The following is a 17,861-nucleotide window of genomic DNA, read 5'->3' as shown; positions in this document are numbered from 1 at the left end:
TGATCGACCAGATCGGCGAAGTGCTGCGGCTCGCCGAGGACGGCATGGAAGAAAACCCCGTCAATCTCGACCCCCGCATGGCCAAGCTCGCCGGCGGTGTCCACCGTCTCGACGGCCAGCTCATGGTCGTCCTCGACGTCGATCGCGTCCTCGAGCTCGCGCCCGAGATGATGGCGGCCTGATACGCCGGCACATCCGCCGACGTACCTGCAATTGGAAGTGCCCCCGCAAAAGGGGTGGAAGCAGAGGTTCACATGCGAACTTGTCTCGTCGTTGATGATTCCAGCGTCATCCGCAAGGTTGCGCGCCGGATCCTGGAGGGCCTCGACTTCCAGATCCTCGAAGCCGAGGACGGTGAGAAGGCGCTGGAGGCCTGCAAGCGCGGCTTGCCCGACGCGGTGCTGCTCGACTGGAACATGCCGGTGATGGACGGCTACGAGTTCCTCGGCCATCTCCGGCGCATGCCCGGCGGCGACCAGCCCAAGGTGGTGTTCTGCACCACCGAGAACGACGTCGCGCATATCGCGCGCGCGCTGCACGCCGGCGCCAACGAGTACATCATGAAGCCTTTCGACAAGGACATCGTGACGGCGAAATTCCAGGAAGTCGGCCTTATCTGAGCGACCGCCCCGGAGGCTGAACGGCTCCTTCGGCGTTTGTTTTCAACTGACCGTTTCAGTCTGAGTTGGTGAGTAATGAGTGTTGCGTTCGCAGGTAATTCGACCCCGGGCTCGTCGCGGGAAGCCGGACCGCTGCGGGTGATGATCGTCGATGACTCCGTCGTCATTCGCGGTCTGATCTCGCGCTGGGTCGGTGCAGAACATGACATGGAGGTCGCGGCCTCGCTGCGTACCGGGCTCGAGGCGGTCAACCAGATCGAGCGCATCAACCCCGACGTTGCCGTCCTCGATATCGAAATGCCCGAGCTCGACGGTATCTCGGCGCTGCCGCAACTCCTGGCGAAGAAGCGCGATCTCGTCATCATCATGGCCTCGACGCTGACCCGCCGTAACGCGGAGATCAGCTTCAAGGCGCTGTCGCTCGGCGCGGCCGACTACATTCCGAAGCCGGAATCGACGCGCGAGGCGTCGGCTGCGGACATCTTCCACCACGACCTGATCCAGAAAATCCGCCACCTCGGCGCGCGGGTGCGCCGCAAGCCCGCGGTTGCGAGCCCGCCGCTGGCGCCCGCAAGCCCGGCTACGGCTGTACGTGGACCGCTTGTCGCGCGGCCTGCCGCGGCGACTCCGGCCGTGCCTGCGCCGTCGTCGTCCTCGCCGCTGTCCACGCGTCCGTTCTCGACCCAGGCACCGAAGGTGCTACTGATCGGCTCATCGACCGGCGGTCCTCAGGCGCTGATGGCGCTCGTCGCCGAGCTCGGCCCCGTGATCGACCGCGTCCCGGTGCTGATCACCCAGCACATGCCGCCGACCTTCACCACCATTCTTGCCGAGCATCTGGCACGCACGAGCCGCAAGCCGGCGGCCGAGGCGGTCGACGGCGAGCCGGTGAAGCCGGGCCGCATCTATCTTGCGCCGGGCGGCAAGCACATGCGCGTCGTGCGTAGCGGCGCCGACGTGGCGATCGCGCTCGACGACGGTCCGGCCGTCAATTTCTGCAAGCCCGCGGTCGATCCGCTGTTCACCTCCGCCATCGACATCTGGCATGGCGCCATCCTCTCCGTGATCCTGACGGGCATGGGCTCCGACGGCATGCGCGGCGGCAAGGATATCGTTGCCGCCGGCGGCAGCGTGATCGCGCAGGACGAAGCCTCCAGCGTGGTCTGGGGCATGCCGGGCGCGGCGGCCAATGCCGGCATCTGCGCGGCGATCCTGCCGCTCAACCAGATCGGCGCCCGGGTCAATCGCCTGTTCGCGGGAGACCGCTCGTGACGCCGGTTGACTACGACTATCTGCGCAAATTCCTGAAAGAGCGCTCCGGCCTCGATCTCTCCCCGGACAAGCAGTATCTGGTCGAGAGCCGGCTCTTGCCGCTGGCTCGCAAGGCGAGCCTCGCCGGGATTCCCGATCTCGTGCTGAAGATCAGGAATGGCGACGGGCGGCTTGCAAGCGACGTGGTCGAAGCGATGACCACCAACGAGACCTTCTTCTACCGCGACAAGATCCCGTTCGATCATCTGCGCGAGACGATCCTGCCGGGGCTGCTTCGGGCGCGCGCGGCGCGCAAGTCGCTGCGCATTTGGTCGGCGGCGTCGTCGACCGGACAGGAGCCCTATTCGATCGCCATGTGCGTGAAGGAGATGGGCGCAGCCTTCGCCGGCTGGCGCATCGAGATCGTCGCCACCGATCTGTCGCAGGAGGTGCTGGAGAAATCCAAGGCCGGCGTCTACAGCCAGTTCGAGGTGCAGCGCGGCCTGCCGATCCAGCACCTGATGAAATACTTCACGCAAACGGGCGAGGTCTGGCAGCTCAATGCCGACATTCGCGCGATGGTGCAGTTCCGCCAGCTCAATCTGTTGCAGGACTTCTCCCATCTCGGCACGTTCGACGTAATCTTCTGCCGCAACGTGCTGATCTATTTCGACCAGGACACCAAGGCCGTGATCTTCGAGCGCATGGCGAAGGTTTTGGAAGCCGACGGTACGCTGCTGTTGGGCGCCGCCGAATCCGTCGTCGGCATCACCGACGCGTTCCGCCCGATCGCCGACCGTCGTGGTCTCTATCAGCTCAACCCGACGCGCTCCGGCCGCCCGATGGGCGGCTTGATGCCGCCGTCGTTGAAGGTGGCAGCGGCGCGGTGAGATGCGTGGCCCGCGCCAATCGGCGCCGTGATGTTGCCGCGCGTTCGAAGCTGCTTTGCTTTAGCGGACCGACGTTAGGCCGATAGGCGTCGGCCTAACGTCGGTGCCCGTCGCCGCCCGGTGGACGACGTGACGCCGTCTGCAGTCGGAGCAGGAACGAAAAAGGCCGCCACCGGGACGGCTTTTTGCGTCGTGAGACGGGCCCTTACCGGCCCGCCCCAACGCGATTGACACCGCCGTTTGCATTGCCACCCGCATTATGGCGGACCGCTGCGCGCGCCACCGGACGAGGCCTGAGCACGACGCCCGCCCGGGCAACGCAACCCGCCGGATATTCAACGTACTGGCAGTATATGACCGCGTTGGCTGGAGCTGAATTGAAAGTGAGACCTGCAAGACCTAACAAGGCGCTTGCAGCAATCCCGGCAACAGTCGCTGACTTGATCGAAAGACGCTTGGTCGGATGCATGGCGGACCTCCCTTTTTCGTGCCTGCGGAACAGATGCACGGACGCCGTCTCAGGTGCGGCTGCACGCAGCGTGTGCACTAAAGGATCGCTGACGTTGACATAGATCAATCGAGTGTCTGCCTAGCGGCGAGAAGGCCATGCGACGAGAGTGCGGCGCACGCGTGTCGGTGCAGCTCCACCGGGCTCAGACCGCAGATGTCGGCTTGCGCACTGAGCCGGTGCTGCTTAGTTCGAGGGTCACAAGCCTCGCCAAAAGGGTCGCCGGATAAAGCTGGCCGATCACGCTTTCAATATTGCAGAGACTTCGTGCTAACGGATGCACCGGAACGATGTCGCCGTAGCCGGTCGATGTCAGCGTGACAAAGCTCATGTAAAAGAGCGACGCGGCGACTGATTGATCGTCTTGAAAGGCTATTCCCTTGATCGCGTCTGGGGCCGCCAGCCCTATGAACAGGAACAGCGTGGCAAAGGCCACGGCAATCAACAGGTACAGAAGGATCGCTCCAATAATCCGATGATATGTAATGAGGCCCCGCCTGAACACGGCCTGAAGCACGACAACGCCTAACGTGCAGGCGATGACCAGCCATGCACCGGCCAAAATGTGAAGGTGGTACGGTACAGGATAATAGATGCGAAGGAAGAATACGGCGACGTTCGAAACAAGCGCGAGCGACATCAGAACGAGGGCGGTTGGGCTGTTCGAGATGATCACCATGCTGACGACGATCGTCAGCAATAGACCATCAGCAAATAGATGAAAGGCGGTTATGCCCATTGCCTGTAGTGGCGCGAAGACAAAAATCAATAATGCGAGCACTCCGGTCAGCACCGAGAGCAGCCAGTCAATGCGTTCTCCGCGCAACCGGCGCAGCTCGCTTATGGGCGTCCCCATCGATGTTCCTAACACCGCCGGCCCTGATCGCGCCGATCACATCTTCGCCTTTACAGTTCGAGACGAAAGCTCAGCGTCGTTGATGTAGATCAACGGATCGGCAGGCGCCTGGAACTGGTGGAATTGTCAGACCGTCCCTCCCTTGTCGGATGCGCCGTCCAAGACACCGATCCGCTCGGCAAGAGAGACCAGTTCGGCTAGCGACCGAACCTGCATTTTCTCCATCAAGCCGTGGCGGTGAGCTTTGATCGTGCGCTCTGTCGTTCCGAGCGTGTGGGCGATCTGCTTGTTGATTTTGCCCCGAACGACAAGGTCGAAGACCTGTCGCTCGCGGGGCGTCAATTTAGCGAGACGAGCACGAGCCATGTTCAGTATGTTCTGTAGGTCTCGTGACGATCGATGGTGTGCTAAGGCTCCGGCGATTGCGCGGAGAAGGTCTTCTGAGCTTACAGGCTTGCTCAGAAAATCCTGCGCACCCGCCTTTATGGTCCGCACAGTGATTGGAATGTCGCGATAGCCGGAGAGAAATATGATCGGCAATGTCGAGCCGAGTTCGCCCAATTGTTTTTGGAGGGCAGGGCCGTCCAAGTCGGGGATTTGCACATCGAGAAGGATGCAACTCGGAATGCTGTCGCTCGGCAGTCGGTCCAGCAACGCCTGCGCCGACGCATAGACGGCGACCTCGTAACCGGCGAGCCTTAAATGACGCTCCATGGCCGTCAGGAAAGACGGGTCGTCGTCAACAATATGCACGAGCCCCGGCACCGATCCCCCTCTCCATTGCAGAGAGGCTACCGCGCTATTCGGGGGGCCTATGTGACTTTGTGCGCCCTTTTAAGACATAGCTGATCTGTCGCTGGGAAACTCTCTATGCAGTTTGTGCCACGGCGCCGCCGTGCCCGGCCTTTGTCGATGCGTGAGCCGCGAATCCAACTGTCACTTGAACTCGCGGATAGAACCCCTCATCCGGCGCTCCGCGCCACCTTCTCCCACAAGGGGAGAAGGGAAGAAGAGGCGCCTCACAAGATCGCATGGGGCAGAAACCGCGAGCCGTTGCCGGTGATCGGGCTCTCGTCCTCGCGGATCGACAGGCCGCAGGGTTCGTGATCCACCAGCCAGCTTCCCACCACTGGATAGAAGTCTGAGAAGTTCGGCAGCGGCGCGAGCGCCTGCCGCACGAATCCTTCGGCGCCGTAGGGTCCTGCCTGCTCGTCGAGCGGCATTCCGCCTGCTACCAGCGTGACGTTGGCGCCTTCGCGCGACAGCAGCGGCTTGCGGACATAGGAGCTGCCGAGCTCAGCCGCGCGCGGATCGTCCTCGAAGAAAGCCGGCAGCAGATTGGGATGGTTCGGATACATCTCCCAGAGTAACGGCAGGATGCCCTTGTTGGAGAGCACCGCCTTCCATGGTGGTTCGATCCAGCGTGTCGGTGCGTCCTTGAGCTTTGCGCCGAAGGCGTCGTGGAACATCCATTCCCAGGGATAGAGCTTGAAGGCGAGCGCGATGTCGCGGTCGTCGCGATCGACGAAGCCGCCGGCATCATCGCGCCAGCCGATCGCCTCGATGTCGAGCAGCGTGGTCGCCAGTCCCGCCTGGCGCGCAGTGTCTTCGAGATAAGCGAGCGTGCCGGCGTCCTCCTCGTTGCCTGTGGTGCCGGTGAGATGGACATGGCGGCTAGCTGCAATCTGCTTCCAGGCTTCGATCAGTCGTTCGTGGATGGAGTTGAACTGGTCGGCCCGCGACGGGATGATGCGCCGTTCGATCGCCTGTTCGAGCCAGGTCCATTGAAACACCGCGGCTTCGAAAATCGAGGTCGGCGTATCCGCGTTGTATTCGAGCAGCTTTGCCGGTCCCCTGCCGTCGAATTTCAGATCGAGCCGGCCGTAGAGGCTGCGGTCGTCTCGCGCCCAGCTCTCGGCGATCAAGCTCCAGAACGCGTCCGGTATCTTCAAGCGCTGCAGATGATGCTCGTCGCCGATCACGCGGCCGGCAAGCTCCAGGCACATCGCGTCGATCTCGCCGGTCGGCGTCTCGATGCCGCGCTCGATCTCGTCGAGCGTGAAGGCGTAGTAGGCGCGCTCGTCCCAATAGCGCTCGCCGTCGATGGTGTGGAAGGCGAAGCCGCATTGTTCGGCGGTCTGCCGCCAGTCGTCGCGCTCGGGGCAGACGATGCGTTGCATGGGTCAGCCGCCGCCGGAGAAGCCATGGCCAAACGAGCCGAAGCCCCCGCGGCTCACGCCGCCGGAGCCCGAATCGGACGACGTTCCCGATGAGGAATGGCTCGAGGAGTCGCTGCTGAAGAAGCTCGATCGCGACGACCAGCGCGAGCTGCCCCCGCCGCCCGACGAGCTGCTTCTGCTGCTGCAGGCTGTGCTCGCCTGCACCGGCGCTCCCGCGCCGGGGACCGTCGCCCCCGGGACGATCGCCCCGGCAGGAGAGGGCTCGCAATTCTGCCGCGGCATCAGCGTGTAGGCGGTGGTGCCGACCGCGATCGTGCCCATCAGCAGCAGCGCGACATGGCCGGAGCGCTTCACCGGCTGTTGTGCAGGCGGCGGTCCGGCCGCCGGCCGGCGCTTGCCGAACTCCTTTTTGGAGGGCTTGTCGGCCATGTCAGTAGATCATGCAGGCGGCGTTGAGCAGGCCCGCGGCGAGCGAGGACAGCCCGAGCCAGATCGCGGGCGCAAGCTCGCCGGCCGCGATCCGCGCCGGCAGATTTGGCACGGGCACCCTCACCAGAAAGAGCACGATGATCTGCACGATCAGCGCGATGAGCGCCCAGATCAGGCAGTCCAGCACATTGGCCGAATGCGCGATGGCGCTGACCAGCGGCGCCACGAAGCCCAGCAGGCTGAGGCCGAGTGCGATCGCTGCGGCCGGCTCGTTGTCGCGGATCAGCTGGAATTCGTTGTAGGGCGTGATGCGGGTGTAGACGAACAGGTACGCCACGATCGCGATCAGCCCGGTGCAGAAATAGACCAGGAAGGCGGGCAGGCCGGCGAGTGATTGCAGGATCATCGTTCCCCCATCGTGCAGCGACCATTCGTCGGCGGGGGAAGGATAGCGGTTCAACGGCGGCAGGGCGATGAGGCCGCGTTCGCGTCCCCAAAAAACAAAACCCCGCCATTTGCGGCGGGGTCCAGGCTGGGAGGAGCAAGCCCCGAAGGGCTCGCGGGTAAAACCCAGGATCAGGCGGGGATGCGCTCTTCGACCTCGTGCGGCTCGCGCAGCACGTAGCCGCGGCCCCACACGGTCTCGATGAAGTTGCGGCCTTCCGAGGCATTCGCGAGCTTCTTGCGGAGCTTGCAGATGAAGACGTCGATGATCTTCAGCTCGGGTTCGTCCATGCCGCCATAGAGGTGGTTGAGGAACATTTCCTTGGTGAGGGTCGTGCCCTTGCGGAGCGAGAGCAGCTCCAGCATCTGGTATTCCTTGCCGGTCAGATGCACGCGCTGGCCGCCGACTTCCACCGTCTTGGTGTCGAGGTTGACGACGAGGTCGCCGGTCTGGATGACCGACTGGGCATGGCCCTTGGAGCGGCGCACGATCGCGTGGATGCGGGCAACCAGCTCGTCCTTGTGGAAGGGCTTGGTCATGTAGTCGTCGGCGCCGACGCCGAGACCCTTGACCTTGTCCTCGATGCCGGCGAGGCCGGAGAGGATCAGAATGGGTGTCTTGATCTTGGAGACCCGGAGCTGCTTGAGCACGTCGTAGCCGGACATGTCGGGCAGGTTGAGGTCGAGAAGGATAATGTCGTAATCGTATAATTTACCGAGATCGACGCCTTCTTCCCCCAAATCGGTCGTGTAGACGTTGAAGCTCTCAGACTTCAACATCAGCTCGATCGACTGCGCGACGGCGCTGTCATCTTCAATCAGCAAAACGCGCATGCCAGTTCCCCATAGTCGCCGCTCCTGGGCGTCAGGTCGGCCGCATTCGCGGCACACAACAAAACGCCTTTGAACAACTGATTCGGATCCTGACAACAGATGGTTAACAAATTCTGATTCTGGAACGCAAGCCCTGTAGATGCAATTTTCGTCGAATCGCCCTAAGGTCTTGTGTGCGAAGCAGCTTTCGTTATCCGGTTGCGTTCAAGTTCCACTTTAAGAGACGGGCCTAACCGACTCCCGCGACTCAGCCTTCTTCTGAAGGGGGGCCACGCTCAGTCACAAAGACAGTGACGCAATGATTAACGATGCGGGTAAACACGAGGTTAAGCACCGTTCAGAAATATGGCGAAACTTAAGGTTCTCGCCACGAACCCCTGGATTATGAAGGCGATCACCTCATGAAGGCCCTCTCGTGAAGGCTCTTGCCGAACAGATCGGCGACATCGACGGCATCAATATTTATGGCCGTGTGGTCGGCGTGCGCGGCCTGATGGTCGAGGTGGCCGGCCCGATCCATGCGATGTCGGTCGGCGCGCGGCTCGTGATCGAGACCGGCGGCAACCGTTCCATCCCTTGCGAGGTGATCGGCTTCTCCGGCAACAATGCCGTCGTGATGCCGTTCGCCGGCCTCGACGGCGTGCGGCGCGGCTGCAAGGCCGTCATCGCCAATGCCGCAAATCAGGTGCGGCCTTGCGCGGCCTGGCTCGGCCGCGTCGTCAATGCGCTGGGTGAGCCGATCGACGGCAAGGGGCCGCTGCCGCAGGGCCCGGCGCCGATGCCGTACCGCAATTCGCCGCCGCCGGCGCACTCGCGCAAGCGCGTCGGCGCGCCGCTCGATCTCGGCGTGCGCGCGATGAACACGTTCCTGACCTGCTGCCGCGGCCAGCGCATGGGCATCTTCGCAGGCTCCGGGGTCGGCAAGTCGGTGCTGCTGTCGATGCTTGCGCGCAACGTCGATGCCGCCGTCAGCGTCATCGGGCTGATCGGCGAACGCGGCCGCGAGGTCCAGGAATTCTTGCAGGACGACCTCGGCGAGGAGGGCCTGGCGCGTTCCGTCGTCGTGGTCGCCACCTCCGACGAGCCGGCGCTGATGCGCCGCCAGGCCGCGTATCTGACGCTCGCGGTCGCCGAATATTTTCGCGACGAGGAGCAGGACGTCCTTTGCCTGATGGATTCGGTGACGCGCTTTGCCATGGCCCAGCGCGAGATCGGCCTGTCCGCAGGCGAGCCGCCGACCGCCAAGGGCTACACGCCGACCGTGTTCACCGAGCTGCCGAAGCTTCTGGAGCGCGCCGGTCCGGGCCTGGGCGAGGGCGCCATCACCGCGATCTTCACGGTGCTGGTCGATGGCGACGACCATAACGAGCCGATCGCGGATGCCGTCCGCGGCATCCTCGACGGCCACATCGTGATGCAGCGCTCGATCGCCGAGCGCGGTCGCTACCCCGCCATCAACATCCTCAAATCGGTCTCCCGCACCATGCCGAAATCGGCTGACCCGCAGTTCTGGCCGACCATCCAGAAGGCGCGGGCGGTGATGGCGACCTATGCCGACATGGAGGAATTGATCCGTCTGGGCGCCTATCGCGCCGGCTCCAGCCCCGAGGTCGACGAGGCGATCCGCCTGCACGAGCCGCTGGAAGCCTTCCTGCGCCAGCGCAAGGACGAAAATGCATCGCTGGCGGACGGCTACCGCCAGTTGGCGCAAATCCTTGGTAATTTGGAAACGGAACGCTAACTTTGTCCCGTCATCATCCCAACCCACAGAGTAGCAGAGCCGGTCTTGGCCCCCGTCGGGCCTGTGGGGAGACCGGTGTTGTCCCACGTGCAGCCAAGGGACTTCTGGGGAGTACGAGTCGATGAAGTCACGTGATACCCTCATCCGCCTGAAGAAATTTCAGGTCGACGAGAAGCGCCGCCGGGTCAGCCAGATCGAGACCATGATCGCCGACTTCCAGCGGATGTCGACCGATCTTGAACGCGAGATCTCGACCGAGCAGGAGCGGGCCGGGATCAACGATCCCTCGCACTTTGCCTATCCGACCTATGCCAAGGCTGCCATCCAGCGTCGCGAGAACCTGACCCGCTCGGCCGACGAGTTGAAGGGCCAGCTCGACGAAGCCAAGGCTGCGCTGGCCGAAGCCTTCGAGGAGCTGAAGAAGGTCGAGCTCCTCGACGAGCGCGATCAGGCCCGCGAACGCGCCGAGGAAAACGCCCGCGAGCAGGCCGATCTCGACAGCATCGGCCTGATGCGTGCCCGCATGGGCGCCGTCGCCTGAGACGCTAGCTGCCAGACCTGCGAGAATTTGCAGAACCCGGACCCCAAAGGTCCGGGTTTTCGCTTGTGCTGTCCACAGAGTGGCGCCGCGCCCCCTTGGTGGTCGGCTTTGTCGCGCGCTATGGTGGCGGAGTGCCAGGGCCTGCGCGGAACGCGACGGGCTGCGCATTGGGGGGCTGAATGCTGACGCCAGCAGAGCTGGTCGGGCTGATTGGGGCGGTAGCGCAGGGCGATCAGGCCGCGTTCGAGCGCCTCTACGTCGCCACGCGCGCGAAACTCTATGGCGTCGTGCTCCGTATCTTGCGCCGACAGGATCTCGCAGAGGAGGTCATTCAGGAGACCTACGTCAAGATCTGGAGCAGCGCCGGCCAGTTCAATCCCGCTCTCGCGTCGCCGATCACGTGGATGGCGTCGATCGCGCGCAACCGCGCCATCGACATCGTGCGCAAGAAGACGGAAGTCTCGATCGAGGAAGAGCCGCAGGCGATGGAAGTCGCAAGCGACAGCCCCGATCCGCTGGCGCGGAGGGAGATGACCGAGGAGTTGAGGCGGCTGCTGGAATGTATCGGCCGGCTCGAGCCGGACCGTCAGAGGCTCGTGCTTCTCGCCTATTACAACGGCTGGAGCCGCGAGCAACTGGCGGAGAAATTCGCGGCGCCCGTCAACACGGTGAAGACGTGGCTTCGGCGCAGCATGTTGGATATTCGCGAATGTCTCGGGCTATGAGATTCGGGCCATGAGGGCTCGTACGGTGAGGGTGGGTCTGGACCGCAAGTGATGGCCTATACGGAGGACCATATCGCGCTCGCCGCGGAATATGCGCTCGGCACGCTCGACGCCGGCGAGCGCGCGCAGGTCGAGACCATGATGGCGGTGGACAAGGCGTTCGCCGATGTCGTGCAGGCGTGGGCGTTCCGGCTCGGCGTGCTCAACCAGATGGTCGGCTCGATCGAGCCGCGTCCGATCGTATGGGAGAACATCAGGTCCGAGCTCGCGCGGACTGGCTTTACGCAGGATTCGCCAGCGCTGCCGGACGTCGCGCCGCCACCTGTGCCGGAGTTTTCCTCGCCCGACACCGTGCCTCCGCGGGTGCCATCGGAGGATGCTCCGCAACCGGGGCCGCAGCCTCCCGAAGCGGAGCAGCCCGACCCGGCGCGACTTGAGTCCGATGCCATTCCCGATGTCGTGCCGATATTCATGCCGCAGGTCCACGCGCCGGACCCGGAGGTCGTGCGTGCGCCACCGCCGCCGGTTGCCGACAACACCAACGTCATCCGGCTCGAGGGCCGCGTGAAGCGCTGGCGCACCATCGCATCCGCGGTTGGTGCGCTCGCCGCCGCGCTGCTCGTCACGCTGTCGCTTCAGATCTTCCAGCCCGAGGCGCTGCCGGGCGGCTTGCGACCGGCGCCACGCATCCAGACGGTGGAGGTGAAGACACCGGCGCCGCTGCCGGCGTCGTCGTCGCAATACGTGGCGCTGTTGCAGGGCCAGGGCGGAGGTCCCGCCTTCATCCTCACCATCGACGGTGCGACCAAGAACTTTACCGTGCGCAAGGTCGGCGCGACACCGGAGCCCGGCAAGAGCTTCGAGCTCTGGCTGATCTCCGACAAGCTGCCGCGCCCGCGTTCGCTTGGTGTGATCGGTACAGGCGATTTCACTGCACGACCGGTGCTCGGTTCGTACGATGCCGACGTCGTCAACGGCGCGACCTACGCCGTCACCGTCGAGCAGACGGGCGGCTCGCCCAACGGCCAGCCGACCTCGGCGCCGGTATTTTCCGGCAAGCTGATCGAAACCGTGCCGCCGTCACAGCCGCAGGCGCCCGCGAAGAAGTAGGCTTCTATTGTCGTCCTGGGCGAAAGCCAGGACCCATTACCCCAAGAGCTCGTTGCAGGAGTGAGCTGCGGCCACACGGTGAGCAACCACTCCATCCTGGGGTAATGGGTCCTGGATCGGCGCTCGCTCTGCTCGCTTGTCCAGGACGACACCGGGGAGGCATTGGACGCTTCAATTTCGTCGTGGCAATGCCTGATTGATTCCTGTCGCCACGGTCCGTCCCGCCGTCGTCCTCCGACAAATCCCGCCGAATCCGCTCCCGATTTGAACCTCTCTGCATGTCGCGGCGTCAAATGCCCGGAATTTGCAGTTGGCGCCCCCAATCATGGTGCCGGAGAGGGGCGAGAAATCAGATGGATGCAGCGAAAACGTCGGGCATCTTCATTCACCAATATGCGGGGCTGCCACACGGCCCGGCCTTCGAACATTGGCGCGAGCGTACTTTCGGGGCCTGCGGGCTGGATATCGGGCCGAGCCGGGGCGACAGCATCGATTGCCGGCTCCAGGTCAGCGTGGTCGACAATATCGCGCTCGCCATTCCCGAAGGCGCCTCCGCGCAATATTCACGCACCCAGAGCCACCTTGCCGACGGCAGCGACGATCTCGTCCTGATCGCGGCGCATGCGGGCCTCGTCCGCGTCGGGCAGAACGGCCACGCCGTGGAGCTTGCGCCAGCGCAGATGGTGCTCGTCGACATGGGCATCACCGGCACCGTCGGTCACACCGAGGAGGATCGCTTCACCACCATCCGGATGCCGCGCCGCGCGTTGCTCGACATCAATCCGCGCGCCGAGGACAAGCTGTCGCAAGTGCTCTCGGACGGCGCGCTCGCCGAGACGATCTTGCGCTACCACTCCCTTGCCGCCCATCACGGGCCGCATCTCGACGCGGTCGGCCAGCGCCTCACCGCGCAGCACATGGTCGATCTCGTCGGCCTCCTGCTCGGCACCGACGCCGAACATGCAGGCCTCGCGCGCGGGCGAGGTCATGCGGCGGCCCGTCTCGATCTCATGCGCGCCGACGTGATGGCTGCGCTTGGCCGCAACGATCTCTGCCTGTCCGAGATTGCCACGCGCTCCGGCCTGAGCCCGCGCCAGGCCCAGCGCCTGTTCGAGCAGGCCGGCACGACCTTCACCGAATTCGTGCTGGAGCAGCGGCTGCTGCACGCGCGGAAGCTGCTCAGCGATCCCCGCGCCAGGATCCGCAAGATCAGCGACATCGCGCACTCGTCGGGCTTCTCCGATCTGTCCTATTTCAACCGCGCCTTCCGCAAGCGCTTTGGCGCGACGCCGTCGGAATTGCGCGAGGCTTGAGGCTGCGCCGAGAATTTGTGCGGTGCGCCGGTGCCACCGCAGTTGGTCCGCCCGGCCGGATGAGCTATATCTGTCGGCGCGGTCAAATGGCTTGATCGTTCGTCGCTTCGTCGTCGCTCTCTTGGGAAATGCAGTCAACGGACATGGCGCGTATCGTCGTGCTCGGCGCCGGATTTGCTGGTCTGTGGGCGGCCATCGGTGCCGCACGCAAGCGCAACGAGATCGGTGCGGCCGGCCGTGACATCGAGATTCGTGTCATCGATCGCAATCCCTATCACAATATCCGCGTCCGCAATTACGAGGCCGATCTCAGCGAGGTCGCGCTTCCGCTGCCGCAACTGCTCGATCCGATCGGCGTCAGTCACGGCATCGGCGAGGTCGAAGCCATCGATCCGGCACGGCGCGAGATTTCGCTGGTCAGGGGTGGCGGCGACGAGACGCTGGCTTATGACCGGCTGGTGCTGGCGCTCGGCAGCGAAGTGATGCGTCCGGACATTCCCGGCCTTGCCGAGCATGCTTTCGATGTCGACACGTATGCAGCAGCGCTCCGCCTCGAGGATCATCTCAATTCGCTCGGACGCAGCGCGCCTTCGCCGGGGCGTTCGACGATCGTCGTGGTCGGCGCCGGCTTCACCGGCATCGAGGTCGCGGCCGAGATGCCCGACAGGCTGGCGCGCGCCGGCATCACCGGCAGCCGCCGCATCATCCTGGTCGATCCCAATCCGGCCGTCGGCGCCACCATCGGCGTGCACGCGCGTCCCGTCATCGAGACGGCGCTGGCCGCGCTCGACGTCGAGACACGGCTTGGCGTCCGGGTCGTCTCTGTCGAGGCCGCCGGGCTGCGCCTGAGCTCAGGCGAGTTCATTCCGACGCAGACGGTGATCTGGTGTGCCGGGATGCGCGCGAGCCCCTTGGCCGCGAGCTTCCCGGACGCACGCGATCGCCTTGGGCGGCTTCTGGTCGATCCCATGATGCGGGTTGCGGATGTCGGCGGCGTGTTCGCGGCCGGCGACGTCGCCTCGAGCGTAGTCGACGGCTTGCATCCGACCGTGATGTCCTGCCAGTTCGCGCGTCCCATGGGCCGCTTCGCCGGCCACAATGTGGTCGCTGATCTCGCGGGACTGCCGATGCTGCCGCTACGGATCGACTGGTACGTGACCGTGCTCGATCTCGGCGGCTGGGGCGCGCTCTATACGGAAGGGTGGGACCGCGAGGTCCGCGCCACCGGTGCGGCCGCGAAGGCCACCAAGCAGACCATCAACCGCAAGCGCATCTATCCGCCGCTCAGCGGGCGCAAGGACGAGCTGTTCGCGGCTGCTGCGCCAACCGTGCAGGCGCCGCCGCCGACCTATGGGGTGCGGTAGTATCGATGCCCGTTGGGGATGACGGCGGTACGTTTTGCTCCGTCATTGCGAGCGTAGCGAAGCAATCCAGAATGTCTCTGCGGAGGGATTCTGGGTTCCTTCGTCGCAAGAGCTCCTCGCAATGACGGAGTTGGGACGCGCGTGCGCTCGCATCGCGCGACATACCCCAGACATGAGAAAGCGCCCGTGGGGGGCGGGCGCTTTCTGTAGTCGACTTGGGGTTGGGGTCGTCTACATATCCACGTGGCGACTTTGGGGGGCTGATAAAGAGCCGCGTGAATTCCTGAAACTCAAATCTCCTTAGCGAACGAGGGACACGTTCGAACTGGTGATGGCGATCGGCTTGCCCGCCTTCATGACGCGAGCGGTCTGGGTCAGGCCTTCATCTGAACTCGTGCGCGCGGTGATCCCGAGACCCGCCACCGTGATGCCGGCAACGAGCGCGACAACCACGATCTTGAGGTGGGTCGAGCGATCTGCGCTGTAAATCGAGTGGTTCATGGAAGGCTCCTGCCGCCATCTACCCGAAGTAGTCGCCTGCGTGTTTGGGCAGGTTCATGCTTCCGGTGCCCAACAACCTAGTATTGGGGGGATTCGTTCCCAAGAGGCGATCACAAGAGCGTGACAGGACGTGAGAAGCCGCGATCAAAAAACGGCCCTGGATCGTGCAATTTGGCAATTATTTCAAAGCTGTAATGTGCCTGTCAGGCGCCTTGCCGGCCGTTGATCGGCAAGGCGCCAAAACCTGAAAAACCATTTGCCTGTGGCCAAAAAACACACGGCTTCTTAAGGCAAATCAGATGCTTCCGACCGTTTTCAACCTCGCCCTGGGGTGGATTTCAGCCTGCGACAGCACGGTCGTCTGGGCCCGGAACCGCTCGACCAGGGAACGCACGAAGGGACGAATTGCCGCAGAGGTGACCAGCACCGGGGCCTCGCCTTCGCGGGCGGCGCGCTCGAAAGCCTCGCGCACGCCGGTCATGAATTCCGACAGCTTCGAGGGCTGCATCGCGAGACTACGCTCCTCGCCCTGGCCGATAATGGATTCGGCGAAGGCTTGTTCCCAACGGGCCGACAGCGCGATCAGCGGCAGATACCCGCTGTAGGAGGTGTTCTGCGCACAGATCTGCCGCGCCAGGCGAGCGCGGACGTGCTCGACCATGGTGGCCGGATTGCGCGAGAAGGCGAGCGAGTCGGCGATGCCTTCCAGGATGGTCGAGAGGTCGCGGATCGAGATGCGCTCGGCGAGCAGCAGCTGCAGCACGCGCTGGATGCCGGAGACCGTGACCTGTCCGGGCACGATGTCCTTGACCAGCTCGCCCTGCTCCTTCGGCAGCTCCTTGAGCAGCTTCTGCACCTCGCCATAGGAGAGCAGGTCCGACATGTTGGCCTTGAGCAGCTCGGTGAGGTGGGTCGAGAGCACGGTCGCGGCGTCGACGACGGTGTAGCCCTTGAGCGAGGCCTCCTCCTTGAGGCTGGCATCAACCCAGGTCGCGGGCAGGCCGAAGGTCGGCTCAGTGGTGTGGATGCCGGGCACCTGCACCTGGCTGCCGCCGGGGTCCATGACCATGAACTGGCTCGGCCAGATCTTGCCGGTGCCGGCGTCAACCTCCTTGATCTTGATGATGTAGGTGTTGGCTTCGAGCTGGACGTTGTCGAGGATGCGCACGGCGGGCATCACGAAACCCATCTCGATCGCGAGCGAGCGGCGCAGCGCCTTGATCTGCTCGGTGAGGCGATCGGTGCCGTCGGGGCCGTTGACCAGCGGCAACAGAGCATAGCCGAGCTCGATCTTGAGGTCGTCGATCTTCAACGCCGCGGAGATCGGCTCCTCCGCCGCAGCGGAGCCGGATGCGCCCGGCGTTCCCGGCGCAGGTGCGGTCTTCGCAACTTCCTCGGCCCTGGCAGTTGCCCGGTTGCGGTTGCGGGCGTGCCAGGCGAGCGCGCCGGCGCCGGAGCCGAGCGCCAGGAAGGGGAGGGTCGGGATGCCCGGCAGGGCCGCCAGCACCAGCATGACCGCCGCGGACATCGCGAGCGCCTGCGGATATCCGGAGAACTGCTTCATCAGCGCCTTGTCGGCGGCGCCGGACACGCCGGCCTTGGAGACCAGCAGGCCGGCCGCGGTCGACACGATCAGCGCCGGCACCTGGGTGACGAGGCCGTCACCGACGGTCAGCAGCGTGTAGCTGCGGCCTGCATCGGCAAAGGACAGGCCCTGCTGTGCCACGCCGATGATCATGCCGCCGACGACGTTGATGAAGACGATCAGGAGGCCGGCGATGGCGTCGCCGCGGACGAATTTGGAGGCACCGTCCATGGCGCCGAAGAAGCCGCTCTCGTCCTCCAGATCCTTGCGCCGCTGCTTGGCGACCGTCTCGTCGATCAGGCCGGCGGAAAGGTCGGCGTCGATCGCCATCTGCTTGCCGGGCATGGCGTCAAGGTGGAAGCGCGCCGCGACTTCGGCGATACGGCCCGAACCCTTGGTGATGACGACGAAGTTGACGATGATCAGGATGGCGAAGACGATGATGCCGATGACGAAATTGCCGCCCATCACGAAGCTGCCGAAGGCCTCGATGACGTGACCGGCGGCATCCGTGCCCTCGTGCCCGTGCGACAGGATCAGGCGGGTCGAGGCCATGTTGAGCGACAGCCGCAGCATGGTCGAGATCAGCAGGACGGTCGGGAAAGCGGAGAATTCCAGCGGCGCCTGGATGAACAGCGACGTCATCAGGATCAGGATCGAGAGCGTGATCGAAATCGCCAGGAACAGGTCCAGCACGATCGCGGGCAGGGGAAGGATCAGCACCACCAGGATGGTGAGGACGCCGAGCGCCAGCGCGATGTCGCCGCGCTTGAGGATGTTGCCGACCTCGGCAAGGGTGGGAAAACCGGCGTTCGTGCCGCCTACGCCCTGTCCCGCGGTGACGTCGACCATGGTAGCTGCCCCTCCGCGCGACTGCCGTCCGCGCGCCCCAAATGTCTGCGCGGCGGCCGAAGGGCCGCCGTTCCGAAAGTGAGGCACCGCACTGGCGTCCACGGGAGCTCCCGTTCT

Annotated in this window: 19 protein-coding genes; 10 read left to right on the top strand and 9 right to left on the bottom strand. The window is 64.4% G+C overall.

The window, feature by feature from the left end; all coding sequences use genetic code 11:
- The 4 genes from C7G41_RS32200 to C7G41_RS32185 all read left to right on the top strand — a co-directional run.
- A partial coding sequence (locus C7G41_RS32200) for a chemotaxis protein CheW (RefSeq protein ID WP_373681177.1) occupies positions 1 to 182 on the top strand: 182 nt, incomplete at its 5' end.
- 72 nt (positions 183 to 254) lie between these two features.
- A complete protein-coding gene (locus C7G41_RS32195; RefSeq protein WP_007600538.1) occupies positions 255 to 620 on the top strand; it encodes a PleD family two-component system response regulator in 366 nt (121 codons plus the stop codon).
- 75 nt (positions 621 to 695) lie between these two features.
- Complete coding sequence (locus C7G41_RS32190; protein WP_106946301.1) at positions 696 to 1,892, top strand: chemotaxis response regulator protein-glutamate methylesterase; 1,197 nt, start codon at positions 696 to 698, stop codon at positions 1,890 to 1,892.
- Entirely contained in the window at positions 1,889 to 2,761 is an 873-nt protein-coding gene (locus C7G41_RS32185; protein WP_106946300.1) for a protein-glutamate O-methyltransferase CheR, read from the top strand. The genes C7G41_RS32190 and C7G41_RS32185 overlap by 4 nt, the downstream gene beginning before the upstream one ends.
- A 205-nt stretch (positions 2,762 to 2,966) precedes the next feature.
- Here C7G41_RS32185 and C7G41_RS38465 read toward each other — a convergent pair whose 3' ends face one another.
- From C7G41_RS38465 to ctrA, 7 genes are all read right to left on the bottom strand, one after another.
- The gene (locus tag C7G41_RS38465; protein ID WP_106946299.1) at positions 2,967 to 3,230 is read right to left on the bottom strand and encodes a hypothetical protein; all 264 of its coding nucleotides are present in this window, start codon (positions 3,228 to 3,230) and stop codon (positions 2,967 to 2,969) included.
- 184 nt (positions 3,231 to 3,414) lie between these two features.
- Positions 3,415 to 4,125 carry a potassium channel family protein gene (locus C7G41_RS32175; RefSeq protein WP_106946298.1) on the bottom strand — a complete coding sequence of 237 codons (711 nt, stop codon included), beginning with the start codon at positions 4,123 to 4,125 and terminating at the stop codon, positions 3,415 to 3,417.
- A gap of 126 nt (positions 4,126 to 4,251) precedes the next feature.
- Entirely contained in the window at positions 4,252 to 4,890 is a 639-nt protein-coding gene (locus tag C7G41_RS32170; protein WP_106946297.1) for a response regulator transcription factor, read from the bottom strand.
- Positions 4,891 to 5,144: 254 nt separating this feature from the next.
- Positions 5,145 to 6,305, bottom strand: coding sequence for a glutathionylspermidine synthase family protein (locus C7G41_RS32165; protein WP_106946296.1), 1,161 nt, complete (start codon positions 6,303 to 6,305; stop codon positions 5,145 to 5,147).
- Between the two features lie 3 nt (positions 6,306 to 6,308).
- Positions 6,309 to 6,734, bottom strand: coding sequence for a hypothetical protein (locus C7G41_RS32160; protein ID WP_106946295.1), 426 nt, complete (start codon positions 6,732 to 6,734; stop codon positions 6,309 to 6,311).
- Between the two features lies 1 nt (position 6,735).
- The gene (locus C7G41_RS32155) at positions 6,736 to 7,140 is read right to left on the bottom strand and encodes a DUF350 domain-containing protein (protein WP_106946308.1); all 405 of its coding nucleotides are present in this window, start codon (positions 7,138 to 7,140) and stop codon (positions 6,736 to 6,738) included.
- Positions 7,141 to 7,310: 170 nt separating this feature from the next.
- Positions 7,311 to 8,012, bottom strand: coding sequence for a response regulator transcription factor CtrA (gene ctrA, locus C7G41_RS32150; protein ID WP_007600544.1), 702 nt, complete (start codon positions 8,010 to 8,012; stop codon positions 7,311 to 7,313).
- 415 nt (positions 8,013 to 8,427) lie between these two features.
- On the opposite strand from ctrA, the gene fliI reads away from it, so the two are divergent.
- From fliI to C7G41_RS32120, 6 genes are all read left to right on the top strand, one after another.
- Complete coding sequence (gene fliI / locus C7G41_RS32145) at positions 8,428 to 9,753, top strand: flagellar protein export ATPase FliI (protein WP_106946294.1); 1,326 nt, start codon at positions 8,428 to 8,430, stop codon at positions 9,751 to 9,753.
- Between the two features lie 121 nt (positions 9,754 to 9,874).
- The gene (fliJ, locus tag C7G41_RS32140; protein WP_007600546.1) at positions 9,875 to 10,294 is read left to right on the top strand and encodes a flagellar export protein FliJ; all 420 of its coding nucleotides are present in this window, start codon (positions 9,875 to 9,877) and stop codon (positions 10,292 to 10,294) included.
- A 179-nt stretch (positions 10,295 to 10,473) separates the two neighbouring features.
- A complete protein-coding gene (locus C7G41_RS32135) occupies positions 10,474 to 11,019 on the top strand; it encodes a sigma-70 family RNA polymerase sigma factor (protein WP_106946293.1) in 546 nt (181 codons plus the stop codon).
- A 51-nt stretch (positions 11,020 to 11,070) separates the two neighbouring features.
- The gene (locus C7G41_RS32130) at positions 11,071 to 12,129 is read left to right on the top strand and encodes an anti-sigma factor domain-containing protein (RefSeq protein WP_106946292.1); all 1,059 of its coding nucleotides are present in this window, start codon (positions 11,071 to 11,073) and stop codon (positions 12,127 to 12,129) included.
- 353 nt (positions 12,130 to 12,482) lie between these two features.
- Positions 12,483 to 13,442 carry an AraC family transcriptional regulator gene (locus C7G41_RS32125; protein ID WP_106946291.1) on the top strand — a complete coding sequence of 320 codons (960 nt, stop codon included), beginning with the start codon at positions 12,483 to 12,485 and terminating at the stop codon, positions 13,440 to 13,442.
- A 143-nt stretch (positions 13,443 to 13,585) separates the two neighbouring features.
- Positions 13,586 to 14,806, top strand: a complete 1,221-nt coding sequence (locus tag C7G41_RS32120; RefSeq protein WP_106946290.1) for an NAD(P)/FAD-dependent oxidoreductase — start codon at positions 13,586 to 13,588, stop codon at positions 14,804 to 14,806.
- A 300-nt stretch (positions 14,807 to 15,106) separates the two neighbouring features.
- Here C7G41_RS32120 and C7G41_RS32115 read toward each other — a convergent pair whose 3' ends face one another.
- A complete protein-coding gene (locus tag C7G41_RS32115) occupies positions 15,107 to 15,307 on the bottom strand; it encodes a hypothetical protein (protein WP_018455714.1) in 201 nt (66 codons plus the stop codon).
- A 295-nt stretch (positions 15,308 to 15,602) separates the two neighbouring features.
- Positions 15,603 to 17,744: a flagellar biosynthesis protein FlhA gene (gene flhA / locus C7G41_RS32110; protein WP_199198723.1), complete on the bottom strand. Its 2,142-nt coding sequence runs from the start codon at positions 17,742 to 17,744 to the stop codon at positions 15,603 to 15,605.
- Positions 17,745 to 17,861 lie beyond the last annotated feature (117 nt).

This window comes from Bradyrhizobium sp. MOS002 (assembly GCF_003020115.1).
GTDB lineage: Bacteria > Pseudomonadota > Alphaproteobacteria > Rhizobiales > Xanthobacteraceae > Bradyrhizobium.
Note: the sequence above shows the minus strand (reverse complement) of the source record. Positions and strands in the feature narration are given on the sequence as shown.